This is a genomic window from Pseudonocardia sp. ICBG601 (genome assembly GCF_020496245.1).
Window position 1 is genome coordinate 1 of sequence record NZ_JAHLJA010000241.1, and the last position, 26,893, is coordinate 26,893.

The following is a 26,893-nucleotide window of genomic DNA, read 5'->3' on the forward strand; positions in this document are numbered from 1 at the left end:
CGGACGCCCCGGCGCGGACTTGTCGAAGTCCCGCACCGCCTCCACCTCCGACACGATGAACGCCCCAGCGGGAACACGTCACCCATCGCCACCACGAACCTGTTGCTGCGTGCCATCTGGCACCTCCTTGATCATCGACTAAGGTCAGTGTAGATCGATCTATTTTGCTATTCAATCCTCCGGATGAGTGACCTATGTCGCCCTGAGTCGAAGCACAGTAGCCTGGAGCGGTGGATGCCATCGCAGGCCGAGCCGCCTACCAGCAAGTCGCAGAGGCGATCAAGGCGGACATCAGGTCCGGTCACCTTCGCCCCGGCCAGCAGCTTCCGAGTAACCGAGCACTCTCCAAGCAGTACGAGGTTGCCCTCGGCACGGCGCAGAAAGCACTGAAGATGCTCGAAGACAGCGACTGGGTCACCGCCACGCCAGCAGTGGGTGTCTTCGTCGCGACTACGCCCGGGCGCGATGAGCCGTCTACCACTCAGGCTCTCGTGGGTCGCATCGAGCGGCTCCAGGACGCCCTGGAGTCCCTGCGAGAGCGAGTGCATCGCCTCGAAGAAAGAGATCGGTGAATAGCATGCAGCGATCTTGCTCCCACGACCGACCGCCACGGCAGTGTCACGCTAGGTGTCAAGACAGTGACATGGTGATGAGCGCTCGTCACCAACGCATCACCACCGAGGCGGCGAGGCCAACGCCGCAATACGCGAGTCCAGAGGAGGCCACTAGTGTCTAGCAACACTCCAGAGTGGGCGCGACGTATTCGCGCCCTTCGCGAGGCCCGTCAATGGTCACAAGCCGAAGCCGCTGAGCAAATGCGGCGCCACACCACTTCCGCTCTACCCGATCCTGACCACTTGCTCAGACGCTGGAAGGCTTGGGAGCGTGGAGAAAACCGTCCTAGCTCTCACTACACCCCCCTGATTGCCGCTACATTGCAAACCGTCTCTACTGCACTGTTTCATGTCGAGAATAACTCCGAGTCCAGCACTGCAATCATCAACGCGACCGGAATGGACACGATGGAAATCGTGTCAAGACTCCAGGCGTCCTCCGTCAACACTGCGACCATCAACGCCCTTAGAATAACAGTCGATCGACTCTGCTCCGAGTATGCTCACAGTCGTCCTGGCGAACTCCTCATGGAAAGTCGCCGATGGCTACGCCGCATCGTTGAAATGCAGGAGGAGCGACTCAGCTTCAGCCAAAGGCGCGAGACTCTGGAACTAGCTGGATGGCTTGCGCTGCTCGTCGGCTGCCTTGAATACGACATGGGCGACCGGCGAGCGGCCGAGGCAACCCGCCGCGCGGCGTTCCACCTCGGCCAGGAAGTTGAGAGCGCCGGTGTCCTGGGCTGGTCCCACGAGATGCGAGCCTGGTTCTCACTGACCTCCGGGGACTACCGAGGGGTTGTCGCAGCAGCGCGGTCTGGAGCTGAAGCAGCGGGCAATCATTCAGTCGCAGTGCAGCTCGCCGCCCAAGAAGCCAAGGCTTGGGCACGCATGGGAAATCGAAAGGAGATGGATATCGCACTTGAGCGCGGACGCGTGCTACTGGAATCGCTGCCCTATCCAGAGAACATCGACAACCACTTCGTTGTGGACCCTCTGAAGTTTGACTTTTACGTCATGGATTGCTATCGGAAAGTCGGGGAGGATAGACTTGCGAGCGCGCTCGCGGACGAGGTGATACGCGGTGCTGTTGATTTCAATGGAGCCGAGCGAGCACCAATGCGTATAGCAGAAGCCCGAGTAACTCTCGGGGTCGCAGCTGCACGAGACGGCGACCTTGAAGGAGCTATTCTCCTCGGGCACCAGGCCCTCAACGGCGAAAGGAAATCGCTCCCCTCTCTTGCGATGGTCTCCCAAGACCTCGCTTGCGTCCTCGCTGATCGCTTCAGTAACGCCCCCCAGGCGGCTTCCTATCTCGACCAGCTCCAGGAGATAAGACGTAACCCCTGAGCGAATTTCGAGAGCCCTTTACCTCTCGGTCCTCGGTCCTCGGTCCTCGGTCCTCGACGCAAGCTTCTGATGACGCACTGCGACGCCCCAGGTCAGGGCACCGTACGCAGCTCCTCGTCATACGCAGCACTGCCGAATTTACCTTTAGGGGATCAAGGCGCCGCCTCCGGCGGCGCGGGGTCGGCCACGCCGCCCCCGCCGCTCGCTCACTACACCTCCGGCCCGTTCGCGGCGGCGGGGTCGGCTACCCGACCCCAAGCCGTCATGGAGGCGCCTTGAACCCCTCAGAGGCGCCACGGCACGTTTCCGCGACGGATAGCGCCGCGTCAATGCCATTGCACCCAGCCGACCGCCACGCCGGTCGTCACGCCGCCGTCGATGCCCGGACAGCCGTCCGGCTGACCTGCAGTCAGGCGTACCTCCCCGGGATGCCTCCGGCGGCCGGGCTCCGCCCGGACCCGACACCGCTCGGAGATCAGGGGAGGTGCGGCAGGGCTGGTGATCTCCTCACGGCGCGCCGAGACGGCAACCAGACCGAGGGGTGGGGTGCAAGGCTGAACCCCGTGCCTTGCACCCCACCCCTCGGCCCGGCAGGGATGAACCCGCGCCGCGAGGAGATCACCAGCAGGCCAGGCGCGTGGAGGGCAGTCTCAATTCCAGTCTCATTCACCGAGGTTCGCGCAGGTCTACGGGGTGCTCGGCGACGAGAATCAACGCATGTAGAGGACGGACCGACACACGCTGGACGGCTGCCATCAGACTTGGAAAGCGTGTTGGGAGCAATCCCTCACGGGTTCAAATCCCGTATCCTCCGCCAGCCTGAACAGGCCGAACGCCGGGCACACCCGATCATGGGTGGCCCGGCGTTCGGCGTTTGGTTGCATTCCTGGTTGCAGTTGGCCCGTCAAGCGGCCGGGGACTCCCCTCCCCCGCCCTCGTTCGGCTTCCAGATCAAGTCACCGATGCGGACCGCGACGTCACGCCGGGCCGCCGCGACCACGTGCTGATACCGGGCCGCGATCGCCGTGCTCGCCCATCCCATGACCGACATGACGGTCCGCTCCGGGACACCGAGCAGCAGCAGGACCGTCGCCGCGGTGTGCCGGGCGTCGTGCAAGCGGCGTTCCGGGACGCCCGCCCTGTCGAGCAGCGCTTTCCAGTGGTGGTAGTCCGTCGACGGGTTCAGCGGTCGCCCCGTCGGGCTGGTGAAGACGTAGTCGCCCTCCGTCCACATCTCGCACGCGGCGGCGCGCTCCTTCGCCTGCGCTTCGCGATGGTGCTTCAGGAGTCCGACGAGGGCGTCCGGCAGCCCGACCCCCCGCCGTCCCGCCCGGGACTTCGTCTTGGACGTCTCGGGGCGGCGCGGCACCCGGCTCGGGCAGTAGCCGGGGTGCTTCCGGCCGCACGTGTCGTCGCATCCGTGGTTCCACTTCGGCCGGAGACGGCTACGCCCGACGATCAGGGTCCCAGCGTCGAGATCGACGTCCGACCACTTCAACCCGAGCACCTCCCCTTGCCGCAGACCGAGGGCGAGCGCGATCGCCCATCGCGCGGCGTTCCGCTTCTCGTTCGCCGCGGTGAGAATCTGCTGTATCTCCTCGACCCCGTAGGGCTCGACTTCCTCGTCATCGGGCTGCGGGGCCCGTGCGAGCGACGCCGGGTTCTCGGTGATGTGCTTGCGCCGCTTCGCCTCGTTGAGAGCGGCCCGGATCGTGCGGTGGACCTGGTGGATCCGCCCCGGCTTGGCGCCGCCAATACTCATCGTGCGGTAGAGCCGCTCAAGGTGCTCGGGCTCCAACCGGTCGATCCGGTGCGCTCCGATACCCGGGATGAGGTGGACCCGAGCCGCGACCTCATAGGCGTCGTGCGCGTTCTCGCTGATCGTCGGCGGGGCAATGATCGTGTCCAGCCAGTGGCGGAGCCACTGCTCGACGGTCCAGGTCTCGCCCGCCTTCCGGACCGCGCCCTCATCACGGGCCTTCTCCAGGGCACGGACCTTCTTCGTGACCACGGCCTTTGTCTTGCCGCGGACGTGGCGCCGGTCGCTCCGCCCGTTGTCCTTGATCCCGACGGTGACGTAGCCGTGCCACGAGCCGTCCGAGCCCTCGAAGATGCTCGACCGGCCGTCGGCGTTGCGGGTCTTCTTCTCGCGAGGCATGTCCGCTCCTCTCAGGCAGCGCGGTTACGGGCGACGAGCCGGGCGGCGAACCCGGCGATGGCGTCGGCGTGGATGCGGCGCAGACGGCCGATGAGCACCGATTCGAGTTCGCCGGTCCGGACGTAGGCGTAGGCGGTCGTCTTGCCGATGCCGAGTTGTTCGGCGGCCTCCTCGACTGTGAACAGCAGCCGCGTGGGGCGGACCACGGGCTCGGGCTCCCGGGCAGTGGGCTGGTCGGCCACGAGCGTGGCGAGCTGAGCGAGGAGCTGCCCGATCTGCGCGGTGCGGTCGTCGGTCATCGGGCACCCCCGTCAGAGTCGGTTACATCGGTTACAGCGGTTACATGCCTGGTCAGGGGAGTAACCGACGACTGGCGTGTAACCGCTACATCGGTTACACCGGTGCCGTCCGGCGGTGCCTCGGCCGAGGGCTCGACAGGGGGTGTAACCGCTGTAGCGGTTACACCGTCGGGATCGGTTACGCCTCTGACCTGCGGTGTAACCGCTGTAACCGACGTAACCGCTCCTGACGGGTCGGCCTCGGTGACGGCGGGCAGGTAGCGGGCGAATGCGTCGGACAGTGCCCCGGCGATGGTGTATCCCTTGGCGACGTGCCCGCCGATGCGGATCGAGCCGGGCCGGACGCCGTAGCGGGCCAGTTCGCGGGCCATGCGACGGCCGTCGAGCGGGCGGCCGTCCAGGTCGGACCATCCGGCCTCGTCGTCGGCACAGAGTCGGCCGATGATGTCGCTGGTCGCCATCCGGTCGGTCTCGTGCGCGACGAACAGGGCCCGCAGATCAGCGAGCAGCCGGGTCCCGACCGACGTCCCGGTCTCGACGGCTTGGCCGACGAAGTGCACCGCGGCCGCGCGGGCGGTATCGGGCCAGTGCCCACCGGCCAGGTCGGCGATGGCCAGCAGCGGTTCCCACACCTCGGCCGCGCGGTCGGTGACCTGCTCGGGCATCACCGGCTCGGCCCCGACGAGGTGCTCCTCCCCGACCCTGTCGAGCCAGGCGGCCAACTGCTCACGCAGCGGCTGAGCCTCGGCCTCGACCCGGCGCTCTCGGAAGGCCTCGGCTCGCTCGTGCGGGGCTCGGCGGCGCATGTGCACGGTGATCGCGCGGGTGGTGATCGTCGCGGGCATTGCCCCGGCGATCCCGGCGAGTGCGACCGGGGCGAACACTGGGAAGCGTTCGACCTTCATCCGGGACGCGTCGCCGACGCAGCGGGACACGGTCGCCGAGCGCTTGTAGCCGGAGTTGAGCAGCCCGCGCAGGTCCTCGTTGTTCCCGCCGCCCTTGGGCGAGAACACGGCGTCGATCTCGTCGAACAGCAGCGTGACCGGGCCGTCGGCGAGCATCCGGAAGATCGCCGCGGTGGTGGCCGAGATCGTCATCTCCGGGCGACGCACCAGGTACTGCGCCACCTCCAACACACGCGTCTTCCCCGACCCCGGCTCAGCGGAGTCCAGGATCAGTCGTGGGGTGGTGTAGAAGTGCTGGGCTGCGTGGGTGTGGGCGTACCAGAGCGCCAGCATCGGACCCGTGTGCCGGTCCGGGAACACCGAGAACCGCGACACGAATGCCGTCACCTGATCCAGCAGGACAGCCGGTGCGACAGCGGGCAGGTCCCGGACCGCCCGAAGACCCTGCGGTGCGGTGGTGCTCATGCCGACCGCCGCCCCTCGGAGGTGGTGCTCGACAGGGGGGCAGACGGCGGGGTCGGCGGGCGCCGTAGCCGAGCCCGGAGGCGATCGTGGCGGCGATGTCACTGGGCGTGCAGTCACACGGCCCGTCCACGATGTGGCCGGCCGCGGCGGTCAACTCGGCGGCGGCCTGGTGCTCGTCGAGCACGCGAGCGCCGACGAGCTGGCCCAGGGCGCGGGCGGCGGTGAACACCGCGGCGTTGTGACCCCCGCGCCCGGCCTCAGCGACGCGCTGCAACTCGGCCCGCACGATCGCGGCCACGTAGGCGCCGTGGTCGCGCGGCGCCGTGCAGGGGCTCACACGAGGCCCTGAGACGGCCACAGAGCCGCGGACCGACAGGTGCCAGACCAACCACCCCGGCAACGGCGGCGGGTCGGTGTCGTCGGCGAGTTCGTAGGCCCCGTTCGGGAGGCGGCTGCCGGGGGCGAGGACCTGGCCGCCGTGCCCCCGACTGTCGAGCATCGGTCCAAGGCTCTTGGCGGTGTTGCCGAGCCGGGTGGCCGGGGCTCGGAAGTACAGATGCCGCCCACCGGACGGCGTGGTCACGGTCCAGGTGTCAGGCAGGCCACCGCGTCCGTCGGCGAGTCCGGTCAGGACGTCCCAGCCGTCGCGATCCTGGTCGGGTGCGTCGGGCTTGGGGGTGTCGCAGTCGAGGACGTAGAGCCCGGACGGGCCGCAGGCGATCCCGGCGTTGTGGCCGGGGTGGGTGCGGAAGTAGTCCACGATGGTCCTCTCGTCGGTGGTGGCGCGGGACTCCCAGGCGGGGATGGCGGGCTGCTTGCGGCCGGGCAGGACCGGGAACAGCGCCCAGCCGCGGGCGGCGAGGTCGAGCCACCCGGCCAGCCGTGCCCGGTCGGTGGCGCTCACCGCTGACCACCGCCTCGGCGGCGGCCGTGCTGGTGGTGGAACCCACCGGGGCCGGGGGTGTCGATCGAGGTGGTGCGGCGGGTCAGGTTGTGGGTGACCGGGCCGACCTTGATGGCGAAAGACCAGCGGTCGGACTGGTTGACCGTGGCCCGGAAGGGGCCGAGGCGGAACGTCTTGCGGGCGCGGAACCTCATCGGATGCCTCCGTCGGCGTCGTAGCGCGTGGTTGTGGCGGTGGTGGTTTCGTGGCAGTCGATGCAGCAGCCCAGCGAGCGGGGGATGCAGTACCCGGCGTCGCGACCGCAGGACGGGCAACGCCGTCGGGCGGCCAGGGCCCGGGCGAGTGCGGCCCGCTGTGCGGGTGTGGGGGTCCGTTTAGGTCCCAGCTCGGCCGGGTCCCACAGCAGCGCCCACCGGCGCCCGCGGCGGCACTCGATCCGCCCCACCGGCGCCGCTCCCACCGGGGCTCGTCCGGCTGCCCGCATCTGCCGGCGGGTCACCAGCCCGGCCGGGGCGCACCGCCACCGCCAAGTCGGCAGGCCCTCGTGCAGTCGCGCGGTCGGCTGCCAGCCCCACCACTCGGTCATCACTCCGTGCTCACTCTGCGTCGACATCGCTACTCCTGTTTTCGGCATGGGTGAAGCCGGGGAGGGAGGCACGAGGTGGTGTCTCGATCCCGGGATGGGTGCTGTTTTCGCTGGTCGGACGGGGTGGGTCCCTCGGGACCCTCAGCGGTGGTTGTTGCTGATCAGGGCGGGGAGGGAGCCGGTGGGGACCCGGTCAGGGAGAACTCCCCGCCTCCCTCACCGGCCCCTCGGTTGCGGCGGCCGGTCCCTCACCTCAGACCGTCACCATCGGTGACTGACTCGATGTCGGTGTCGCGGTCGTTGATGGCCTCCGCGATCCGGGCGGCGGCGACCTGCATGGTGCCGCCGGTCTTGTAGGGCTTGGCCCCGTCGGGCAGCTCCTCGGCCAGACGCTCGAAGGTCCAGGACCCGTAGTGCCCGCGGTCCACCGCGGCCAGCAGCGCGAGGGCCTCCTGGGTGCGCATCCGCTTGGCCCCGGCGGAGGCGAGGACCTGGGTGAGGTCGTCGAGCAGGTCCCGCACCGCGACCGGCTGCGGCGTGCGGGCCGGGTCGGTGTTCAGTCCGGCGTCGGCGCGGATGCCCAGGGCTCGTTCGACGACGGGGGTGACGTCGTCGACGCCGTTGCCGCGTGCGACGTAGAAGCAGCGCATGAGCCCGTCGACGGGGGTGAACCCGCTGGTCATGGCCGTGCCCAGGTCACCCATGTCGACGGTGCCGTCGGAGTCCACGGTCATCGGGCGCAGCGTGGTCGCGCTGATTCCGGCGCGGTGCTTGCCGGTGCCCAGGATCGCGTCGTTGCCCTGGTGGTCTCCGATCGCGAAGCACGCCCGGTTCGACAGAACCTTCGCGACCTTGCGCGGCAGGCTGTCCGCCGACGGGACCGGGGTGGCGAAGATCAACGTGACTCCGTACTTACGGGCCTTGGCCACGATCTTCTCCACCAGCTCGGCGGCCTCCTCCCCGACTCCGGAGACGAACAGTTCCTGGCACTCGTCGATCACGACCACCCGCGGGCGCATCGTCGGATCGGCCTCAGCCAGGGCCCGGGTCAGCTTCGGCTCCCCGGCGGCCTGCAACTTCCGGCCCCGCTCCGACAGCTCCGACATCAAGACTTTGAGCGCGTCAAGGACGGTGGGGATCTGCTCGGGGTCGTCGGACCTGACTTTGGTCACCCGAGCCTGGTTTCGCAGCTTGTGCTGCGCTGAGCTGCGGTGATGTGTTTGCGCGGGAGCGGTGTGAGGCACTAATTCGGTGCTCTACGCTCGGTCAGGTGGCGTGGGTGAGGCGGGTACGGACGGCCTCCGGGGCGACCGCGGTCCAGATCGCCGAGTCCGTGCAGGGCCATCGACGGATCGTGGCCCATGTCGGGTCAGCGCACACCGAGGCCGAGCTGGGCCTGCTGGTCGAGCAGGCCCGTGGGCTGATCGACGACGCTGCACAGCAGGCCCTGGATCTGGGCGTCGCGCCGTCACCCCGGCGGGCCGAGCTGATCGCGCCCACCGCGGCCGGCGGTGCCACGCAGGAGGGGCTGTTCGGCCAGATGCCGCGGCGCGCCCGAGCACCACAACCCGGCGGGTGGGTGCGCCGCAGGTGATCACGACCGGGTCGCGGGTGCTGTTCGACATCCTCGCCGAGGTCTACGCGGGCCTCGGGTTCGCAGAGGTCGCTGATGACACGTTCCGCGACCTGGTGATCGCCCGGATCGTCGAGCCCACGTCCATCCTGGACACCGGTCGGGTGCTGGCCGGTCTGGGCGTCACCGCGGCGAGCGAAAAGACGATGCGCCGCACCCTGCTGCGCTGCACCGGGCGCAGCTACCGCGACGAGATCGCGAGGGCCTGCTTCACCCACGCCCGTGGCAGTGGGGATGTGTCGTTGTGTCTCTACGACGTCACCACCCTCTACTTCGAGGCGGAGAAGGAGGACGACCTGCGCAAGGTCGGGTTCTCCAAGGAACGCCGGGTCGACCCGCAGGTCGTCGTCGGGCTGCTGGTCGATCGCGCAGGGTTCCCCCTCGAGATCGGCTGTTTCGAGGGCAACAAGACCGAGACCGCGACGATCCTGCCGATCATCGAGGCCTTCCGGGCCCGACACCAGCTGCCGGTCGAGCCGGGCGGGATGGTCGTGGTCGCCGACGCAGGGATGCTCTCGGCCGCGAACCTGCGCGACCTCGACGAGGCCGGCCTGCGGTTCATCGTCGGCTCCCGACTCACCAAGGCCCCGGTTGACCTGGAGTCGCACTTCCACTGGCACGGCGACGCCTTCGTCGACGGGCAGATCATCGACACCCTCACACCACGCGACCGCCGCACCGGGCGCAGCGAGAACAGCCCGAAGGTCAAGGCCGAGCCCGTCTGGAACCCCAACCAGCATCCGGGATCCTGGCGGGCGGTCTGGGCCTACTCCACGAAGCGGGCCGTCCGGGACCGGCGCACGTTGACCCTGCAGGAGAACCGGGCCCGCGAGGTCATCGCCGGCGAGAAGCCCGCGCGCACACCGCGGTTCGTCAAGGTCACCAACGGCTCCCGCGCCCTGGACGAGGCCTCCTTGGCTCGGGCATACCGGTTGGTCGGGTTGAAGGGCTACGTGACCAACATCCCGGCCGGCGGCGCAGCGGCCGGGGAGATCATCGGCGACTACCACGACCTCTGGCACGTCGAGCAGTCCTTCCGGATGAGCAAAACCGACCTACGCGCCCGCCCGATGTTCCACCACCAACGCCAGTCCATCGAAGCGCACCTGACCATCGTGTTCACCGCCCTCGCAGTCGCCCGCGAGATCCAGAACCGCACCGGGCTCACCATCCGCAACGTCGTCCGCCAGCTCCGACCACTGCGCTCGGCCACCATCGCCATCAACGGCACCCAGCAGACCTTCCCGCCCGCCGTCCCCGCCGACAAACAGGCCCTCCTCGACGCGCTCCGTCAGCCCGCGGCGAAGCACTAAGAGCGTGTTTGGAAATTCTAGTGGGTTGAGGGTGTCGTGTGTTTCTGCTGGCGGGTGGCGGGGTATCCACGGGCGATGCGGCGGGTGATGGTGTTGATCGCGGCCCAGCGGATCATGGCTTCGGATGTGGTGGGGTGGCGTTCGTAGTCTCGGGCCAGGCGTCGGTGTGCGGTGAGCCAGGCCAGGGTCCGTTCGACCACCCACCTTCGTGGGAGGACGGTGAATCCGCGCTGCTCGGGTGGCTTGCGGATGATCTCGATCGTTGTCTGCAGGATCGTGGCGGCCCAGTCGAGCAGTCGCCCGGCGAAGCCGGCGTCGGCGTAGACGAACCGCACCCTGGTGCGCAGGTAGAGGTTGAGCAGGATCGGCTTGGCGCCGTCGCGGTCCTGTACCGAGGCCGAGCACACCATCGTGGTCAGCAGCAGACCGAGGGTGTCGGTCACGATGAACCGTTTCCGCCCGCCTGTCTTCTTCCCGGCGTCGTAGCCGCGGGAGTCCTGGCCGACGGTGTCGGCGCCCTTGACCGACTGGGAATCGATGATCCCCGCACTCGGCTCCGGATCACGGCCCTCGGCGATACGTAACTGCCCCCGCACGACCGGGAGGATCTTCTCGGTGACCTTCTGCTGTTCCCACTGGTTGAAGTACCAGTAGACGGTCTGCCAGGGCGGGAAGTCCACCGGCAACGCCCGCCAGGCACACCCGGTCCGCACGACATACAAGATCGCGTCCAGCACGTCCCGACGAGCATGAGCAACAGGCCGCCCCCGCCGCGCGAGCGGCGGTAACAACGGCTCGATCACCACCCACTGGGCATCACTGGTGTCCGAGGGGTACCGGCGCGGTCGTTCCTGCATGCCGACCACGATGGAGCACCCCAGCCGTGTCGACCATCCCGACACACCCACCATTTCCAAACACGCTCTCAGGGCCTGACCGCGCAGATCACCTCAGCGGCCGGCCGCGCGCACCAGCCGCAACTGCCCGATCTCCGCGGCGTTCTTCGCGAGCTCGGTGTTCACCCAGGCCAGCGTGTGACCGACCGTCATCGCCGGATCCCCCTGCCACGGGAACGGGGCCTCCGCGGCGAGGTCGTCGTCGGACAGTTGGTCCAGGACGTGCGTCCACTCGTCACGCAGAGCGCGCATCCAGGTGACGGTGGCGGCGGCGTCACCCGGCCACACCACGTCCGTGCGGTCGGGCGGCGTGCGACCACGGAGGTGGTCGGTCGTCACCGTCCACCACCAGCCGATGTGCCAGGTGAGCCATGCGATCGTCGGGACGGGGATCGGGTCGGGTTCGGAGTCCGCCCAGTCGGGCCGCCACGTCCCGTCGTCGGACGGGTGCACCGTCCAGCAGACGCGGGCAGGCCGCCAGAGGGTCTCGTCGTCATCGAGCCGCTCGAGGTGGTACTCGAACAGGGCCCACGTCAGGTCCAACTGCCACCGCAGGAGCGGAACGCGGGACGCCGTCATCGTCCGAGGCTCCCACCGCAGGGACCCGGCCGAAAGGACGATTCCCCGCCGGCGGAACCGGCCTCCGGGCCGATCCGCCCGCGTCGCGCCGTCGCGATGCTGGGCCGATGCACCGACCAGACATGAGCGCCCCAGCACCCCCGACCGCGACCGCCCGGGTCGAGGCCCTCGACGCCCTCCGCGGGCTGGCCCTGTGCGGAATCCTCCCCCTCAACATGATCGCGATCGCCGATCTGCCGTTCCTCGCGGGCCCCTGGCAGGGCGCGTTGCCCCAGTGGCTCGAGGTCACGGCGCACCAACGCTTCTTCCCGATGTTCGCGTTCCTGTTCGGGCTCAGTACCGCTCTGATCCTGGACGGAGCGGCCGGGCGGACCACCCGTCCATGGCTCGTGCTGCTGCGCCGGCTACTCGTGCTCGGTGTGCTGGGCGCCGCACACGGGCTCCTGCAGCCCGGGGAGGCGCTGCGCGGGTACGCACTCGTCGGCCTCGTCGTGCTCCTCCCGGCCTCCTGGCTGCCCCGGCCGGTGATCGCGCTCGCCGGAGCCGCCGCGATCGTCACGTCGCTCGTATTCACCGCCGGTGGGTTCGGGCTCGTCCCCGGGCTGTTGCTGCTCGGCCTGGCCGCCGCCCGCTACGGCCTGCACCGCCAGATCGCGGCACCGAACCGGGCCGCGTGGACGGCCGTGCTGGCCGGGACCGTCGTCGTGGCGGTGCCGTTGCTGAGCATGCAGGTCGACTCGATCGAGAGCAGCGGGTTCGACTGGGTGTCCGCGACCGCCGGGCTCGTCATGGCTGTCGGCTACGCGTGCGCTTTCGTCCTGCTGACCGCGTCGCGGGTAGGGCCGTGGGTCTGCTCCGTCCTCGCCCCGCTCGGGCGGCTCGCGCTGACCAACTACCTCTCGGCGACCCTGCTGGCCCTACTGCTGACCTCGGTCCAGGCGTTCTCCGGCCTGGGTGGGTACCGCCTCCTGCTGCCGTTCGCCGCGGCGATCCTGGTGGTCCAGGTGGTCGCGAGCCGCTGGTGGATGCGGCACTTCCGGTACGGGCCGGTCGAGTGGGTGTTGCGCAGCATCTCCTGGTTGACCCCAGTACGGATGAAACAGGCCGACGGCGGCCACCCGGACGCGCGGACCTCCCTCCAGCCGGACGGCCGGGCGTCATGATCGGATGAGCCACGGCTCGGGTGCAGAGTCGTCGCGACGAGGAGGACCGGTGACCGGCGAGAAGCACGTGCGGGGAACGGACCGCCCGTCCGACGGGATGCGGCTGTGGGCGGCCCGGTGACGGTCGCCGGTGTCCTGTTCGCCCTGGCCTCGCTGTCGGCGACGTTGTGCGTGGTCGGGGTGCTCGTCGAGCGACGACGGTTCCGCAACGCGCTGCTCGGCGGGACGGCGACGGTCCTGCTCCTGATGGCGGTGTTCGCCCAGCTCCTCCGGCTCGACATCGGCGTCATCGAGCCCGTGACGGTGGTGGTCGCGGCGCTGCTGATCGTGGGTGTGCTCGTACTGACGGGCTTCCTGCTCATCAACGGCGTCGTGATGATGCGGCGGGAGGGACGACGGCCGGCGAACCTGCTGTCCCTGCTCGCGGGGCTCGTCTGCCTCGCGGTCGTCGTCCTCGTCCCGATCATGGTGCGCGTCGAGAACCGGTTCCTGACGGCGCTGACCTTCGCGGCGCTGCTGCTCGCGGCCTACCTCGGGTTCCTGCTGTGCAGCCTGCTGGCCTACGCCTTCGTCTACGGACGGATGGGGGTCCGCCCGGGCGTCGACTTCGTCGTCGTCCTGGGGTCGGGGCTCATCCGCGGTGCGGTGCCACCGCTGCTCGCCGCCCGTCTGGACCGCGGGGCCGCCCTGTGGGACCAGGAGCGGGAGCGGGGCGGGAACCCGATGTTGCTGACCTCCGGTGGCCGCGGTCCCGACGAGCCGGTCGCCGAGGCCGTCGCGATGGCCGACTACCTGGTCGCCCGCGGCGTGCCGTCGGAGAAGATCCTGCGCGAGGACCGGTCGAGGACGACGCAGGAGAACCTCGAGTTCAGCCGGGCGCTCATGATCGAACGGCTGCCCGACCATCGCTGCGTCATCGTCACCAACGACTTCCATGCGTTCCGGGCCGCGCTCACCGCCCGCCGGGTCGGGGTGAACGGCCAGGTCGTCGGCGCGCCGACCGCCCGCTACTACCGGCCCAGCGCCACCCTGCGGGAGTTCGTCGCGATCCTGGCCGAGCACCCGGTCCTGAACGGCGCGATCTGCCTCGCGCTGGTCGTGCTCGGGGTCGTGGTCGGCCTCGGCCGGTAGCCGCCCTACTGCGACGACCCCGTCGCCGCCACCCCGACGCCGAGCCCGATCATGGCGAGCCCACCGGCACCGCCCACGGCCGCGATCCGCCTCGGCGACGACGCGAACCAGTCCCTGGCCGATCCCGCGGCGAGGGCCCACACGCTGTCGAGCACCAGGCCGATGGCGACGAAGAGCGCCCCCAGCAGCAGGATCTGCGTGCCGACAGGCCCACGCACGTCGACGAACTGGGGCAGGAACGCGACGAAGAAGACGACGGACTTCGGGTTCAGCACGCCCACCACCAGGCCGTCGACGACGCTGCGGGCCGCGCCGATGCGTCGGCCCTCGGCGGAGCGCTGCATCGCGCGGACGACGTCGTGTCGGTGCCGGAACGCCGCGATCCCCAGGTACACGAGGTAGGCGGCCCCCACCAGCTTGAGGACGGTGAACGCGGCAGCAGACTGTGCGACGAGCTGCCCGAGGCCGACGGCCACCGCGACCACCTGCAGGAAGACACCGACGGCGTTGCCGAGGACCGTCGCGAGCGCCGCGGACCGACCGGCCGCGAGCGCACGACCGACGGTGAAGACGACGCTGGGTCCGGGGATGGCGATGACGACCGCCGCAGCGGCGGCGAAGGCGAGCAGTCGATGGTCCACGGCGAGAGCCTCCGCCGACCGGCCACCGGCGTCGACCCCTTTCCCGGTCAGGCTCCGGACGACGCGGGTCCACCCCCGCCGTCGACGACGCAGAACCGGTTGCCCTCCGGGTCCTGCATGATCACGTAGTCAGCGTCGGCGGGCCGGTGGCGCCACGGGACCTCCTGTGCACCGAGGGCGACCAGGCGCCTGACCTCGGCCTGCTGGTCCTCGGCGTACAGGTCCAGGTGGATGCGCGGCGGCAGGACCCGCTCGGACGGCGCGACGTCGAGCGACACGTTCGGGCCGGGGCGGCCGTCGCGCGGGCGCAGGAGCGCGAAGTCGTCGTCGACGGGGGTGCGCAGCTCGTAGTCCAGGGCCGCGGTCCAGAACCGGATCTGCCCCGCCAGATCGTCGACCCGGATGACGACCGATCCCACGACCAGCATGGCGGCGACCGTAGCCCGCAGCGGGCTCCCGGGCAGGACGGCGCGGTGGGTCCGCTCCTGGTGGCCGTGTCGGCCCGTCCTCGCGGGCGCCCCGGCGGTCAGCGCAGGCGGGCGATCAGCCGGCCGATCCACCACAGCAACGCCGCGCACCCGCACAGCAGCCCGACGGCGAGCAGCAGCATTCCGTAGTCCTCCCAGCCGGGCCGCCACACCGGCGGGGGCTCGTCGAGGGGGACGTACCGGACGTAGCGCTCGTACGGGGGGCCGAACACCGACCGCAGCCAGGACGGCAGCATGATCATCCCGCCGGTGAACAGACACAACCCCGCGACGACGGCGAGCAGACGCACCCGGCGAGCGTAGGTCCCGGTCCGACCGGTCACCATCGCTCGACCCGGGCGCGGCGCTCCGCCATCCTGGTACCGGACCGCCCCCCGGCGGCTCCCCGGACGAGACGCGCCGTACCCGGAACGCCAAGACGACGCATCCCCTCCGGAAGGAGCTCGTCATGGCATGGATGAGCAATGCTTGAGACCTGTGGATGACCTGGAGGGGCCGTACCCTCCCGGTGATCTTGAGGCTCTGAAGCAAGGTCGGCGGGTCAACGCCGGCCGGAAGGGTACGACCCGTGCTCACCGTAGTTCCTGGAGCTGCTGACACCGATGAACCCCGCCGGGGCGGCGGCTCGCTGATCGACGACCTGGTCCGCGAAGGCGCCCGCCGGATGCTGGCCGAGGCGTTGCAGGCCGAGGTCGATGACTACATCGCCCGCCACGCTGAGGAGCGCGACGAGCACGGCCGGCGGCTCGTGGTCCGCAACGGCACCCACCAGCCCCGCGAGGTCCTCACCTCGGCCGGCGCGGTCGAGGTTGTCGCCCCGCGGGTCGACGACCGCCGCATCGATCCCGAGACCGGGCACCGCTGCAGGTTCTCCTCGGCGATCCTGCCGCGATGGTGCCGCCGCACTCCGAAGATCACCGAGGTGTTACCGCTGCTGTATCTGCACGGACTCTCGACCGGGGACTTCGTGCCCGCGCTCGGGCAGTTCCTCGGCTCCACCGCGGGCCTGTCGGCGTCGATGGTCACCAGACTGACCGAGACCTGGAAGACCGAACAGCAGACCTTCTCCCGCCGAGACCTGTCCGGTGTGGACTACGTCTACCTGTGGGCCGACGGGATCCACGTCAACATCCGCCTCGAGGAACACAAGCTGTGCCTACTCGTGCTCATCGGAGTCCGCGCGGACGGCGGCAAGGAACTCGTCGCCCTGACCGATGGCTACCGCGAGTCGAGCGAGTCCTGGGCCGATCTGCTGCGCGACTGCGCGCGGCGCGGCATGCGAGCACCCGTGCTCGCGGTCGCTGACGGCGCGCTCGGGTTCTGGGGCGCGCTGCGCGAGGTGTTCCCGCAGACCCGCGAGCAGCGCTGCTGGGTCCACAAGACCGCCAATGTCCTTGCCGCGCTGCCGAAGTCAGCGCATCCGGGGGCGAAGAAGGCGCTGACCGAGATCTGGAACGCCGAGGACAAGCGCAGAGCCCTCGACGCCGTGGCCCGCTTCGAGGCCGCCTACCGGGCGAAGTTCGGCAAGGCCGTCACGAAGATCGGTGACGACCTCGACGAACTGCTCGCCTTCTACGACTTCCCCGCCGAACACTGGCAACACCTACGCACCACGAACCCGATCGAGTCCACGTTCGCGACCGTCCGCCACCGCACCCGGGTCACCCGCGGGCCCGGGTCACGCGCGGCCGGACTGGCGATGGCGTTCAAACTCATCGAGGCCGCCCAGAACCGATGGCGCGCCGTGAACGGACCGCACCTGGTCGCCCTCGTCCGAGCCGGAGCCCGATTCGACGCCGGCCGCCTCGTCGAACGACCCGATGCCCACACCCACACCGAAGCCGCCTAAAAGATCTTCATCCACAGGTCTTGACGATTGCTCGGCATGGATCTACCTCGTGGTCTCCGGTGTGCTGGAGACGGTGTGGGCCGCGGCGCTGTCGCAGAGCCGCGGGTTCAGCAGGCTCGGCCCGTCGCTGCTGTTCGCGGGCGCGCTGGCTCTGAGCATGACCGGGCTGGCCCTGGCGTTGCGCGACCTGCCCGTCGGCACCGCGTACGCCGTGTGGGTCGGCATCGGCGCGGTCGGCACCGCGCTCTACGGCATGGCGGCCCTCGGCGAGCCGGCGACGACGGCGCGGCTGCTGTGCCTGCTCGCGATCGTCGCCGGTGTGGTGGGGCTGAAGGTCCTGCACTGACGGGCCGGCACCGACCCGGGAACGACGGCGGGGCCGGCACCCCGTGAGGAGTACCGGCCCCGCCGCCGTGGGAGCCCCTTACTCGAAGGGTCCGTCCTTCAGCAGCCCACCGGCCGGCCCCTCGACGAAGCGGGGGTCGGCCTGCGGGATCTCGGTGTCGGTGCCGTTGACGCCGTCGGGCCGGTTGCTCGACGAGACGGCGTCGGCCGAGTCGAAGAAGCCGTAACCGAGGGTGTCAGTGGTCTCCAGCACCGCGTCCAGGCCCTGGGTCGGGCTCTGCGTGCTGGGGTAGCCGTGCTCGGCGTCGGTGTCCGTGTCGGCCGAGGCGATCCCGGCCAGCGGGAAGGCCACCGCGGCGAACGCGCCGACGGCGATGAGGGAGCGTCGCATCCGGTTCTGCATCGAATCCGTCCTTCGGTGTGGGGAGCTGGCCGTTCACACTAACGGCCTAGAGTGGTGCGGCGTAGGCACTCGCCGCGGCGGCGTCACATGTTGTCGGCGCCGGCCTTGATCGCCTTCCGGATGCGGTTGTAGGTCCCGCACCGGCAGATGTTGCGGATGTCGTCGAGCGCCTCGTCGTCGATCGAGCGCCCCTCGGCCGAGCAGCGCTTGACCAGGTCGATCGCCGCCATGATCTGGCCGGGCTGGCAGTACCCGCACTGGGCGACGTCGTGGTCGATCCAGGCCTGCTGCATCGGGTGCAGCTTCTCGCCGTCGGCGATCCCCTCGATCGTGGTGATCTCGTCGGACTCCGAGATCGCCCCGACCGGGACCGAGCACGGGTTGAAGGCCTTGCCGTTGATGTGGCTCGTACAGGCCTTGCAGACGTTGATCCCGCAGCCGTACTTCGGCCCGGTCACGCCCAGCAGGTCCCGCAGGACCCAGAGGACCCGGACGTCGTCCTCGACGTCGACGGTGACCTTCTCGCCGTTGACCGTGAAGGTGTGGGAAGGCATGTCAGTCTCCTCAGCGGGCGAAGTCGAGGCCGTTGGTCGGCGACGGCGGCACGGGCGGGATCGTCGGGTAGGGCTCGAACGGCAGCGGCTCGTTGTGCAGGATCGGGAACTGCGTCGGCACCGTGCCGGTGGCGCGCGCGTAGGCGCAGGCGATCGCGCCGCAGGTCGCGGCCACGCCGAACTCGCCGGCACCGCCGGGCTCGGGTGCCTCCGAGTCCTCGATGAGCACGATGTTCATCTCGGGCGGGGTGTTCCACTGCCGGGTGTAGAAGTAGTTGTCCCAGCTCGCCTCGACGAAGTGCCCGTCGACCAGGTGCAGGCCCGCGGTCAGCGTCATCGCGATGCCGTCGTTGATGCCGCCCATCATCTGGGCCTCGAAGCCACGCGGGTTGATGATCAGTCCGCCGTCGACGACATAGGTCACCTTGGTGACACGCGGGCCGGTGCGGGCCGAACGGATCTTCCGGTCGACGGTCTCCGGCCGGCAGTCGATCTCGACGACCGCGCAGGCGACGCCCTTGTACTCGACGTGCATCGCGATGCCCTGGGCCGTGCCCTTCGGCATCGACTTGCCCCAGTCCGCCTCCTTCGCGGCCCGGTCGACGACGTTCTTCCAGCGGGTGAGCTTCGTGTAGGCCGACCGGAACTCGTACGGGTCCTTGCCCATCTTCGCCGCGACCTGGTCGATCATCAGTTCGCGTGCCGTCGCCGTGTCCGGCGAGTAGATGTTGCGCATGGAGCAGGTGTTGAAGCGCATGTCGACCTCGTTGAGCAGCGAGGTCGCGACGCCCACGTTGTACGGGTTGGTCTGCGTCGTGAGGTAGATGCTCTCCGAGACGGTCAGGTTGCCGCCGGGCGCCTTGTTCGCCGCCGCGGTGATCGCCTCGGACAGGCCCGGGTTGATCTCGGTCGCGACGCTCGTGTGCCGGATCTCGAAGCTGCTGACCGCGTCCCCGCTGACCTGGGCGCGCACCCGGCAGGTGGCCATCGGGTGGGTCCGTCCCTGACGGGAGTCGTCGGCGCGGGTCCAGATGAGCTTGACCGGCTTGCCGAACGCCTTCGAGCACTCGGCGGCCTCCTCCAGACCGTCGAAGAACAGCCGGCGGCCGAACGAGCCACCGCCCTCGGTGACGTGCACCGTCACCGCGTTCTGGGCGATCCCGAGCTTCTTGGCGATCTCGGCCTGCGCGGCGATCGGGGACTTCGACGGCCCCCAGATCTCGGCGGAACCGTCACGGACGTCGGCGATCGCGCAGTTGGTCTCCAGCGCGGAGTTGCTGCGGAAGTAGAAGGTGAAGTCGCCCTCGACCGTCTCACCGAGCGCCTGCGGGACGGCCAGCGGCAGCTCGCCGCGGCGCAGCGCCGCCAGCACCGACTCGTCGTTCTCGCCCTCGACGGTTCCGCCGTCCCAGTCGACGTCGAGTGCGTTGACCGCGTCGACGGCCTGGCCGAAGGTCTTCGCCCGCACCGCGACACCGCTCGGGACCTGCTCGACGTCGGTGACGCCGGGCATGCGGCGGACCTCGTCGATGTTGTTGACGCCGAGCGGAGCCGAGTTGAGGTTCGGCCCGCGGCAGATGACGGTCGGGAGGGCGTCGGGGATCTGCAGGTCGGCGAGGAACTTCTTCTTGCCGGTGACGATCGCACGCGCGTCGGACTTGGTCCGGGGGGTGCCGATGACGGTGAACTCCTCGCGGTCCTTGAGGACCACGTCGACCGCCTCGTTCACCGAGCTGGAGGCCAGCTCGGTCAGCTCCCCGAAGGGCAGCTCCTCGCCGTTGTTGCCGGTGATCAGCCCCTGCCGGCTGCGCAGCACGTTGACGTCCTGGCGGAGCTCGTTCGCGGCCGCGTCGAGCAGCCGCTTCTGCGCGAGCGCCGCCGCGACCCGGATCGGGGTGTAGGTGGAGAACGTCGTCGTCGAGCCGCCGGTGAGCTGGTTGAACACCAGCTCCGGGCGGGCGTCGGCCAGGGTCACGATCACCTGGTCCGGGTCCAGGTTCATCTCCTCGGCGATGATCATCTGCGTCGAGGTGATGATGCCCTGGCCGTTGTCCGACCGGGGCAGGGCGAACGAGACGGTGCCGTCGCGGTTGACCTCGATGCGGATGAGGTTCGCGGTCGGGCGCGCGGAGTCACGGATGAGGTCGAGCAGGTCGTAGAGCTCGGCGGGCAGGGGCGGCGACGGGATCGCGGCCGCGTTGGCCTGCGGAACACCGGGGAGCCAGGTCTGGCGTCCGATCTCGGCGGCGACGACCAGCGTGGGGGCGGCGACGAGATAGCCGAGGAACCGCCGGCGGCTGACGTTCTTGCGGTTGTCTCCGGACGCCGGGCGCTCGGGGGCGGTGGCGCTGTGAGCGGGCATCGTTGTCCTCTCCGACTGTGCTGCGGTGCACGACCCGACGGCGACGTCCGGTGCGGGGAGCGGGGACGTCCGCGGGCATTCGGGCGACCAACGACGTGCCTGATTCGACGGTTACGCGTCGGCACGCGCGCCAGATGTCGTGCGAACTCCGCGGCCGGACTATCGGAGATCAGTTATTTCGCAGGTCAACGACTTGGCATTCAGGGTCCCCTTACCCGCAGATGCGGATGACTCGCCGTCACAAATACCGCAGGAAGCGGCTACTCCGGCGACGGGGATGCCACTCGTCCGAGTGATTCAGTCGACGGCGACCGAACCGAAGGCCGCTGTCACCCGAAGTGACCGCGCCCGCCGCCCGACTCCGCGTGCCTCGATGTCGTCGACCGCCTCGTGGTCCCGGACCCTCGATCGTGGTGATCTCGTCCGACTGCGAGCATCACGACAACTTCAGCGGGTAGGCCGAGCGGCGCGCAGCAGCCGGACGAAGGTCCAGGGCAGTACGACCAGCGCACCCAGGACACCGACGATCCCGGCGACGATGATCGCCCAGTGCCCGGCGCCCGGCTCCGAGGGCACCGCGAGGCCTACGGCCAGCACCAGCGCCGGCACGGCGACGATCCCCGGCCACACCAGGGTGCCGAGCCACTTCTCCCCGACCGTCCAGGAGCGACCGGTCCACAGCATCACGACGCCGGCGAGCCAGCCGACGACGGGCAGTACGAAACCACCCAGCATCAGCATCAGGACGGTGAGAACGGGGTAGGCGTCCGGGTCTCCGGGGCGGGTGGGTTCCGGGGTGGTGGTCATCGTGGTCATCTCCAGCTCCTCGTGTGGGGGTGTGTACCCACTGTCGCGGCGGAGAGGGGTCGGCCACATCGGAGCCGGGAATGATCCGTGGCCTCGGACCACGGTCGGAGGCAGGCGGAGATCACTCCGCCCGCGCGAGCACGGCCGCGCCGGGCCCCACGAGCTCCCCCGGCCGGACCGGCCTCCCCGAGACCGCGAGGAGCAGGGCCAGCGCCGTCCCGGTCACCTCCGTGCCGGACCCGATCACGAGGTCGGCGTCGGTCGCCCGCAGACAGAGGCCGGAGACGGTCTCGCGAGCGCCCCCGAACGACACCGACGTGCGGGCCTGCACCTGCACCGCACCGGCGACGGCGGCGGGCGCGTAGGGCCGGACGATCCCCAGCGGACGCCGGATGTCCTCGCCGTGCACCACCATCTCGACCCAGCGGGTCGCCAGCGGGGCCGGGGGCGTGGCGGTCAGCGGCAGGCAGGCCGCGAACCGCCGCACGGTCTCCGCGGGAGTGGCGCCCCGTTCGCGCGCGACACCGGCCGCGTTCTGCCGGTCGAAGTCCATGCGGGCGCGCAGCATGCCGAGGACGAACCGGGTCCGGGTGGTCCGGGCGGTGTCGACGAGGTGCGCGAGCACGTCGTGGACGGTCCACCCGGGACAGAGCGACGGCGTGTCCCACCGGTCGTCGGGGAGGTCCCGGAGGTCGGCGAGCAGCGCGGCGCGCTCGGCGTGGACGAGCTTCCAGACATCGGTCACGGTGGGGCCTCCCGGGTGGTGAGCGGATCGTCGACCACCACAGGGACCGCCCGGCCCTCGGGAACTCATCGCGCCAACGACAGAGGGCCGGACCCCCGACTCGGGGATCCGGCCCTCTGACCAGCGGTAGCGGTGGGATTTGAACCCACGGAGGCGTGAACCTCACGCGCTTTCGAGGCGCGCTCCTTCGGCCGCTCGGACACGCTACCGCCGACAAGGTTACTCCAGGCTCAGTCACGGTCGGCGGACGGGGTCCGGCCGAAGAACTCGCGCAGCAGAGCGGCTGCTTCACCTGCGCGGACCCCGCCGACGACCTCGGGCCGGTGTGCGAGCCGACGGTCGCGCAGCACGTCCCACAGCGAGCCGGCGGCGCCGGTCTTCGGCTCCCACGCCCCGAACACGACACGCTCGACCCGGGCCAGCCCGATCGCGCCGGCGCACATCGTGCACGGCTCGACGGTCACGGCGAGGGTCGTCCCGGTCAGCCGCCACTCCCCCACGACGGCGGCGGCGGCACGCAGGGCGAGCACCTCGGCGTGCGCGGTCGGGTCGCCGGTGGCCTCGCGGGCGTTGCAGGCCGCGGCGAGCTCGGTGCCGTCGGCGGCGAAGACGACCGCGCCGATCGGGATGTCCCCGGTCGCCGCGGCGCCGCGCGCGACGTCGAGGGCGCGGCCCAGCGCGAGCCGGTCGGCCGGGCGGAACACTCAGGAGCCGACGAGCTCGTCCAGCGCAGCCGCGAACCCGCACCGGCGGGCGATGGTGTCCAGCTGCTCGTCGGGGTAGAGCTCGAGGTCGGAGACGAGGATCTCCAGCTCGTCGGCGGGCAGACCGAGGTCGGCCACGATGCCCAGGTCACCCTCGGGCCAGGCGGCGTCGAGGGCGTCGTCGTCCGGCGGGAGCTCGACGCGGAGCAGGTCGAGCACGTCGGCGGCGATGTCGTAGTCCAGCGCGGCGACGGCGTCGGAGATCAGCAGCCGCACCCCGCCCGCGGACGGGCGGATCAGGACGAAGAACTCGTCGTCGACGTCGAGCAGGCCGAGCACCGCGCCGGTGGAACGCTGCGCGCGCAGCGCGGCGATCGCCGCGTCGAGATCCACGAGCGCCTCGGAGCCCAGCCGGACACAGCGCCAACGACCCTCCTCCCGGATCGCGGCGACCGCGAATCCGGGCAGGGCGGCGCCACGGGTGTCCGGGGCTGCCTCAACGCTCTGTGTGGGCACGCGTCAACGGTACGTCGCTCCGGGCTTGTGAGTCACGCCACGACCAGGTACGCGTGGTCACACCGGGCCTGCGGGCGCCGGACGGGCTCCGGTCAGCGACGATCGGTCCATGCCCATCACGCCCACCTCGGTCGCGGGGCTCCCCGGCGGCCTGCTCGAGGCCGCCCGCGTCCTGCAGCCGCGGACGGTGGCGCTGCGGCGCGAGCTGCACCGCGCCCCGGAGCTCGGACTGCACCTCCCCCGTACCCGGGACGCGGTGCTGCGCGCCCTCGACGGGCTGCCGTTGCGGATCCGCACGGGCGGCTCGTGCACGTCGGTCACCGCGGTCCTCGACGGCGACCGTCCCGGACCGACGGTGCTCCTGCGGGGTGACATGGACGCGCTGCCGCTGCCCGAGGACACCGGACTGGACTTCGCCTCGGGCACCGACGGCGTCATGCACGCCTGCGGGCACGACACCCACACCGCGATGCTCGCCTCGGCCGCGCGGCTGCTCGCGGACCGGCAGGACCGCATCGCCGGCCGGGTGGTGTTCATGTTCCAGCCGGGCGAGGAGGGGTTCCACGGCGCCCAGCACATGATCGACGAGGGCGTGCTCGACGAGGACCCCGAGCTGGCCTACGCCCTGCACATCTCCTCGACCGTGCCGACGGGGCAGCTCCACCACCGGCCGGGCCCGATCATGGCGGCCGCGGACGTGCTCCGGGTCCGGGTGACGGGCCGCGGCGGGCACGCCTCGGCCCCGCAGGACGCCTGCGACCCGGTCCCCGCCGCCGCGGCGATGGTCGGGGGCCTGCAGACCCTGCTGACCCGCCGGGTCGGACCGCAGGAGTCAGCGGTGCTCACCGTGTCCCGGATCGAGGCGGGCACCACCGACAACGTGATCCCGGAGACCGCGCTGCTGACCGGGACGCTGCGGACGTTGTCGGAGCCGGTGCGCGCGCTGCTGCACCAGGCGGTCACCGAGCACTGCCGGCACACCGCGCTGGCCTACGGCTGCACGGCCGAGGTGGAGATCGTCCCGGGCTACCCGGTCACCCGCAACGACGACCGGGCGACCGCCGGGCTGGTGCGCGTCGCGGAGAAGGTGCTCGGCCGCGGCGCCTGCGTCGCCATGCCGGATCCGCTGATGGGCGCGGAGGACTTCTCCTACGTGCTGGACCGGGTGCCGGGCTCGCTGGCCTTCCTGGGGGCGCGGCCGCCGTCGGTCGATCCCGCCCTCGCCCCGCCGAACCATTCGAACCGGGTGGTGTTCGACGAGGCGGCGTTCCCGGCCGGGGTCGCCGTGTACGCCGGTCTCGCCCTGGCCGCGACTGGCTGAACACACGACGGCGCCGCGCCCCCGGAAGGAGCGCGGCGCCGTCGGTGCGGTCGCTCAGGCGGTCTCGTCGACCGAGCCGGCGGAGACGCGGCCGTAGCCCTTCCAGTTGCGCTGGGCGTAGGCGGCCAGCGCGGAGGTGACCGCCAGGCCCACCCCCGTGCTCGCGATGATCGACAGGAAAACGGCGCTCGACACAGCCATGACGGCTCCTCCTCACACGGGCACGCGCCGGGTCCGGTGACCGGGTCCGGATGACCCGGGCGGAGTCGCGACGCTTGCGAGTCCCACGGGCGCCATCTGCGCCCGTCGACCACGGTCCCACGTCGAAAAAGCGCTGTCCCGCCTGCGGAAGCACCGAATCGGATGACTCCGCTCACAGCCACGACGACGCCCCATCCGGCAATGGGAGCGGAGCCTCGTTAACGTCGTGGAGAATTGTTCAAGTAATCGGACAGAACGCCACGGATCGACAGTTCTACGACGAAAGCGTCACCGTGGCGTGCCCAGTCGCCAGGGGGAACGAGTGGACGACACAGTAGACGGGGCGGTCGACGGCGTCACCGTCACCGACCCCGCGACCATGCGCCGCGCGGTCGCGGCGGCCGCGGTCGGCAATATCACCGAATGGTTCGACTTCGGTGTCTACGGCTATCTCGCCACGACCATCGAGGCCGAGTTCTTCCCGCCCAGGCCGCTGTCCCAGGTGGCGGTGTTCGCGACCTTCGCGGTCGCCTTCTTCTTCCGCCCGCTCGGCGGACTGTTCTTCGGCCCGCTGGGCGACCGCATCGGCCGGACCAAGGTCCTCTCGATCACGGTCATCCTGATGGCGCTGGGCACGTTCCTGATCGGGCTCATCCCGTCCTACGCCTCGATCGGGCTGGCCGCGCCGATCCTGCTCGTCGCCGCCCGTGTCCTGCAGGGCTTCTCCACCGGCGGTGAGTACGCCGGTGCCATGACCTTCATCGCCGAGTACGCGCCCGACCGTCGTCGCGGGTACTTCGGCAGCTTCCTCGAGCTCGGCACGTTCGTCGGCTACGCCCTCGGCGCCACCATCGCCTCGGTACTGCCGCTGCTGCTCAGCCCGGAGAACATGTCCAGCTGGGGCTGGCGGATCCCGTTCTTCGTCGCGCTGCCGCTGGGCATCGTCGGGGTGTACCTGCGGGTCAGGCTGGAGGAGACCCCGGCGTTCCAGACCATGCTCTCGGAGTCCGAGGAGCGCGAGGGCACCCAGGTGAAGGACGGCCTCAAGCTGATCTTCACGAGGTACCTGCCGACCTTCGTCATGGTCGGCGGCGTCGTCGTCGCCTGGAACGTCACGAACTACATGCTCACCAGCTACATGCCGACCTACCTGGAGACCACGGTCGACCAGCACGGCGGCACCCCGATCGACTCCACGACGTCGTCGTGGCTGCAGATCGTCGTGCTGTGGCTGGCGGTGTTCGTGATCCCGCTGCTCGGGCGGCTCTCCGACCGGATCGGGCGCAAACCGATCATGTGGACCGGAGCCGGCGGGCTGATCGTGCTCGGCATCCCGATGATCCTGCTGATGCAGAACGGCTCGATCCCCTCGGTGTTCCTCGGGCTGCTGCTCATGGGCCTGCTGCTGATCTGCTTCTCCGCCACCAGCCCCTCGACCCTGCCGGCGCTGTTCCCGACCCAGATCCGCTACGGCGGTCTGTCGATCGCGTTCAACATCTTCGTGTCCGCGTTCGCCGGGACCGTGTCGCTGGTGATGTCCGCGGTCGTCCTCGCCACCGGGGACCTGCTGTGGCCGGGCTACTACCTGATGGCCGCCGGGGTGATCGGGGTCGTCACGCTGCTGTTCCTGCCCGAGACGGCGCGGCGCCCGCTGCGCGACGGGCAGCCGTCGGCGTCGTCGCCGGAGGAGGCCCGCGAGATCGCCAGGGAGCTGGCCCGCGCTGATCACCGGTTGCTGATCACCGGTTGTCGGAGGCGGGGAGCGACGGCAGGCTGAACGCGTGCTGCCGCTCCCCGACCTGTTGCGGGCCCTCGACTCCGGGGAGCTCTCGCCCTCCGAGCACGTCGACGACGTGCTGTCCCGGCTGCAGTCCGACACCACCGGCTGCGTGGTCGCCCTCGACGCCGACCGGGCCCGGGAGCGCGCCGCCGAGCTGACCGCGCTGTCCGCCGCGGGACGACGG

Annotated in this window: 26 protein-coding genes, 1 tRNA gene, 4 pseudogenes and 1 riboswitch; of the genes and pseudogenes, 10 read left to right on the forward strand and 21 right to left on the reverse strand. The window is 70.3% G+C overall.

All coding sequences use genetic code 11. The features are described from left to right. Positions 1 to 230 precede the first annotated feature (230 nt). Together KPL57_RS63460 and KPL57_RS63465 are read left to right on the forward strand one after the other, a co-directional pair. Positions 231 to 572 carry a GntR family transcriptional regulator gene (locus tag KPL57_RS63460; protein ID WP_226352839.1) on the forward strand — a complete coding sequence of 114 codons (342 nt, stop codon included), beginning with the start codon at positions 231 to 233 and terminating at the stop codon, positions 570 to 572. Positions 573 to 1,013: 441 nt separating this feature from the next. Further along, the gene (locus KPL57_RS63465) at positions 1,014 to 1,961 is read left to right on the forward strand and encodes a hypothetical protein (RefSeq protein WP_226359243.1); all 948 of its coding nucleotides are present in this window, start codon (positions 1,014 to 1,016) and stop codon (positions 1,959 to 1,961) included. Between the two features lie 904 nt (positions 1,962 to 2,865). On the opposite strand, the gene KPL57_RS63470 is transcribed toward KPL57_RS63465, so the two are convergent. From KPL57_RS63470 to KPL57_RS63500, 7 genes and pseudogenes are all read right to left on the reverse strand, one after another. Next, positions 2,866 to 4,119, reverse strand: coding sequence for a site-specific integrase (locus KPL57_RS63470; RefSeq protein WP_226359244.1), 1,254 nt, complete (start codon positions 4,117 to 4,119; stop codon positions 2,866 to 2,868). An 11-nt stretch (positions 4,120 to 4,130) separates the two neighbouring features. Continuing rightward, a complete protein-coding gene (locus tag KPL57_RS63475) occupies positions 4,131 to 4,418 on the reverse strand; it encodes a helix-turn-helix domain-containing protein (protein ID WP_226352842.1) in 288 nt (95 codons plus the stop codon). After that, entirely contained in the window at positions 4,415 to 5,905 is a 1,491-nt protein-coding gene (locus tag KPL57_RS63480) for a DUF3631 domain-containing protein (protein ID WP_374203986.1), read from the reverse strand. The genes KPL57_RS63475 and KPL57_RS63480 overlap by 4 nt, the downstream gene beginning before the upstream one ends. 283 nt (positions 5,906 to 6,188) lie before the next feature. Beyond that, a pseudogene (locus KPL57_RS63485) lies at positions 6,189 to 6,692 on the reverse strand (bifunctional DNA primase/polymerase); the annotation flags it as partial. Continuing rightward, positions 6,689 to 6,886, reverse strand: coding sequence for a DUF4236 domain-containing protein (locus KPL57_RS63490; RefSeq protein WP_226352843.1), 198 nt, complete (start codon positions 6,884 to 6,886; stop codon positions 6,689 to 6,691). The gene KPL57_RS63490 and the pseudogene KPL57_RS63485, both read right to left, overlap by 4 nt. Beyond that, complete coding sequence (locus KPL57_RS63495; protein WP_226352844.1) at positions 6,883 to 7,305, reverse strand: RRQRL motif-containing zinc-binding protein; 423 nt, start codon at positions 7,303 to 7,305, stop codon at positions 6,883 to 6,885. The genes KPL57_RS63490 and KPL57_RS63495 overlap by 4 nt, the downstream gene beginning before the upstream one ends. Before the next feature lie 221 nt (positions 7,306 to 7,526). Then, complete coding sequence (locus KPL57_RS63500) at positions 7,527 to 8,384, reverse strand: zonular occludens toxin domain-containing protein (protein ID WP_226359245.1); 858 nt, start codon at positions 8,382 to 8,384, stop codon at positions 7,527 to 7,529. Positions 8,385 to 8,548: 164 nt separating this feature from the next. Between KPL57_RS63500 and KPL57_RS63505 the strand changes: the two are divergent. Beyond that, positions 8,549 to 10,224 (forward strand): annotated as a pseudogene (locus KPL57_RS63505) (IS1634 family transposase). A 1-nt stretch (position 10,225) separates the two neighbouring features. On the opposite strand, the pseudogene KPL57_RS63510 reads toward KPL57_RS63505, so the two are convergent. Both KPL57_RS63510 and KPL57_RS63515 read right to left on the reverse strand, forming a co-directional pair. Beyond that, positions 10,226 to 11,135: pseudogene (locus tag KPL57_RS63510) on the reverse strand (IS5 family transposase); the annotation flags it as partial. 39 nt (positions 11,136 to 11,174) lie between these two features. Continuing rightward, positions 11,175 to 11,699 carry a DinB family protein gene (locus KPL57_RS63515; RefSeq protein WP_226359246.1) on the reverse strand — a complete coding sequence of 175 codons (525 nt, stop codon included), beginning with the start codon at positions 11,697 to 11,699 and terminating at the stop codon, positions 11,175 to 11,177. A 122-nt stretch (positions 11,700 to 11,821) separates the two neighbouring features. Between KPL57_RS63515 and KPL57_RS63520 the strand changes: the two genes are divergently transcribed. Both KPL57_RS63520 and KPL57_RS63525 read left to right on the forward strand, forming a co-directional pair. Next, positions 11,822 to 12,862, forward strand: a complete 1,041-nt coding sequence (locus tag KPL57_RS63520) for a DUF418 domain-containing protein (RefSeq protein ID WP_226359247.1) — start codon at positions 11,822 to 11,824, stop codon at positions 12,860 to 12,862. A 105-nt stretch (positions 12,863 to 12,967) separates the two neighbouring features. Next, complete coding sequence (locus tag KPL57_RS63525) at positions 12,968 to 13,993, forward strand: YdcF family protein (protein ID WP_226359248.1); 1,026 nt, start codon at positions 12,968 to 12,970, stop codon at positions 13,991 to 13,993. Positions 13,994 to 13,998: 5 nt separating this feature from the next. On the opposite strand, the gene KPL57_RS63530 is transcribed toward KPL57_RS63525, so the two are convergent. The 3 genes from KPL57_RS63530 to KPL57_RS63540 all read right to left on the reverse strand — a co-directional run bounded on the left by KPL57_RS63530 (position 13,999) and on the right by KPL57_RS63540 (position 15,412). Then, positions 13,999 to 14,634, reverse strand: a complete 636-nt coding sequence (locus KPL57_RS63530) for a LysE family translocator (protein ID WP_226359249.1) — start codon at positions 14,632 to 14,634, stop codon at positions 13,999 to 14,001. Between the two features lie 47 nt (positions 14,635 to 14,681). Continuing rightward, positions 14,682 to 15,062: a VOC family protein gene (locus tag KPL57_RS63535; protein ID WP_226359250.1), complete on the reverse strand. Its 381-nt coding sequence runs from the start codon at positions 15,060 to 15,062 to the stop codon at positions 14,682 to 14,684. A gap of 98 nt (positions 15,063 to 15,160) precedes the next feature. Then, positions 15,161 to 15,412, reverse strand: a complete 252-nt coding sequence (locus KPL57_RS63540) for a hypothetical protein (protein WP_226359251.1) — start codon at positions 15,410 to 15,412, stop codon at positions 15,161 to 15,163. A 72-nt stretch (positions 15,413 to 15,484) separates the two neighbouring features. Continuing rightward, positions 15,485 to 15,550, forward strand: a riboswitch (guanidine-III (ykkC-III) riboswitch). Positions 15,551 to 15,690: 140 nt separating this feature from the next. Between KPL57_RS63540 and KPL57_RS63545 the strand changes: the two genes are divergently transcribed. Continuing rightward, a complete protein-coding gene (locus KPL57_RS63545) occupies positions 15,691 to 16,971 on the forward strand; it encodes an IS256 family transposase (RefSeq protein WP_226352943.1) in 1,281 nt (426 codons plus the stop codon). A gap of 40 nt (positions 16,972 to 17,011) precedes the next feature. After that, positions 17,012 to 17,317, forward strand: a complete 306-nt coding sequence (locus KPL57_RS63550; RefSeq protein WP_226359258.1) for a multidrug efflux SMR transporter — start codon at positions 17,012 to 17,014, stop codon at positions 17,315 to 17,317. A gap of 78 nt (positions 17,318 to 17,395) precedes the next feature. Here KPL57_RS63550 and KPL57_RS63555 read toward each other — a convergent pair whose 3' ends face one another. The 8 genes from KPL57_RS63555 to KPL57_RS63590 all read right to left on the reverse strand — a co-directional run bounded on the left by KPL57_RS63555 (position 17,396) and on the right by KPL57_RS63590 (position 23,407). After that, complete coding sequence (locus KPL57_RS63555) at positions 17,396 to 17,707, reverse strand: hypothetical protein (protein WP_149665866.1); 312 nt, start codon at positions 17,705 to 17,707, stop codon at positions 17,396 to 17,398. 95 nt (positions 17,708 to 17,802) lie between these two features. Further along, positions 17,803 to 18,273: a (2Fe-2S)-binding protein gene (locus KPL57_RS63560; protein WP_020623427.1), complete on the reverse strand. Its 471-nt coding sequence runs from the start codon at positions 18,271 to 18,273 to the stop codon at positions 17,803 to 17,805. Positions 18,274 to 18,283: 10 nt separating this feature from the next. Then, positions 18,284 to 20,635, reverse strand: coding sequence for a molybdopterin cofactor-binding domain-containing protein (locus tag KPL57_RS63565; RefSeq protein WP_226359252.1), 2,352 nt, complete (start codon positions 20,633 to 20,635; stop codon positions 18,284 to 18,286). A gap of 447 nt (positions 20,636 to 21,082) precedes the next feature. Beyond that, on the reverse strand, positions 21,083 to 21,451 hold the full coding sequence (locus KPL57_RS63570) for a hypothetical protein (RefSeq protein ID WP_226359253.1): 369 nt from the start codon (positions 21,449 to 21,451) through the stop codon (positions 21,083 to 21,085). 112 nt (positions 21,452 to 21,563) lie between these two features. Continuing rightward, positions 21,564 to 22,187: a maleylpyruvate isomerase family mycothiol-dependent enzyme gene (locus KPL57_RS63575; protein ID WP_226359254.1), complete on the reverse strand. Its 624-nt coding sequence runs from the start codon at positions 22,185 to 22,187 to the stop codon at positions 21,564 to 21,566. 124 nt (positions 22,188 to 22,311) lie between these two features. Further along, positions 22,312 to 22,396 (reverse strand) — tRNA-Ser (locus tag KPL57_RS63580). A gap of 21 nt (positions 22,397 to 22,417) precedes the next feature. Continuing rightward, positions 22,418 to 22,891 (reverse strand): nucleoside deaminase, encoded by a 474-nt coding sequence (locus tag KPL57_RS63585; RefSeq protein ID WP_149665862.1) that lies wholly within the window; start codon positions 22,889 to 22,891, stop codon positions 22,418 to 22,420. Beyond that, positions 22,892 to 23,407, reverse strand: coding sequence for a tRNA adenosine deaminase-associated protein (locus KPL57_RS63590; RefSeq protein WP_226359255.1), 516 nt, complete (start codon positions 23,405 to 23,407; stop codon positions 22,892 to 22,894). Between the two features lie 109 nt (positions 23,408 to 23,516). Here KPL57_RS63590 and KPL57_RS63595 point away from each other — a divergent pair, with 109 nt between their 5' ends. Next, positions 23,517 to 24,728, forward strand: a complete 1,212-nt coding sequence (locus KPL57_RS63595) for a M20 family metallopeptidase (RefSeq protein WP_226359256.1) — start codon at positions 23,517 to 23,519, stop codon at positions 24,726 to 24,728. A 54-nt stretch (positions 24,729 to 24,782) separates the two neighbouring features. Here KPL57_RS63595 and KPL57_RS63600 read toward each other — a convergent pair whose 3' ends face one another. Beyond that, positions 24,783 to 24,929 (reverse strand): hypothetical protein, encoded by a 147-nt coding sequence (locus tag KPL57_RS63600; RefSeq protein ID WP_226359257.1) that lies wholly within the window; start codon positions 24,927 to 24,929, stop codon positions 24,783 to 24,785. Between the two features lie 379 nt (positions 24,930 to 25,308). Between KPL57_RS63600 and KPL57_RS63605 the strand changes: the two genes are divergently transcribed. Then, positions 25,309 to 26,706, forward strand: coding sequence for an MFS transporter (locus KPL57_RS63605; protein ID WP_226359259.1), 1,398 nt, complete (start codon positions 25,309 to 25,311; stop codon positions 26,704 to 26,706). A gap of 4 nt (positions 26,707 to 26,710) precedes the next feature. Next, positions 26,711 to 26,893, forward strand: a pseudogene (locus KPL57_RS63610) (hypothetical protein); the annotation flags it as partial.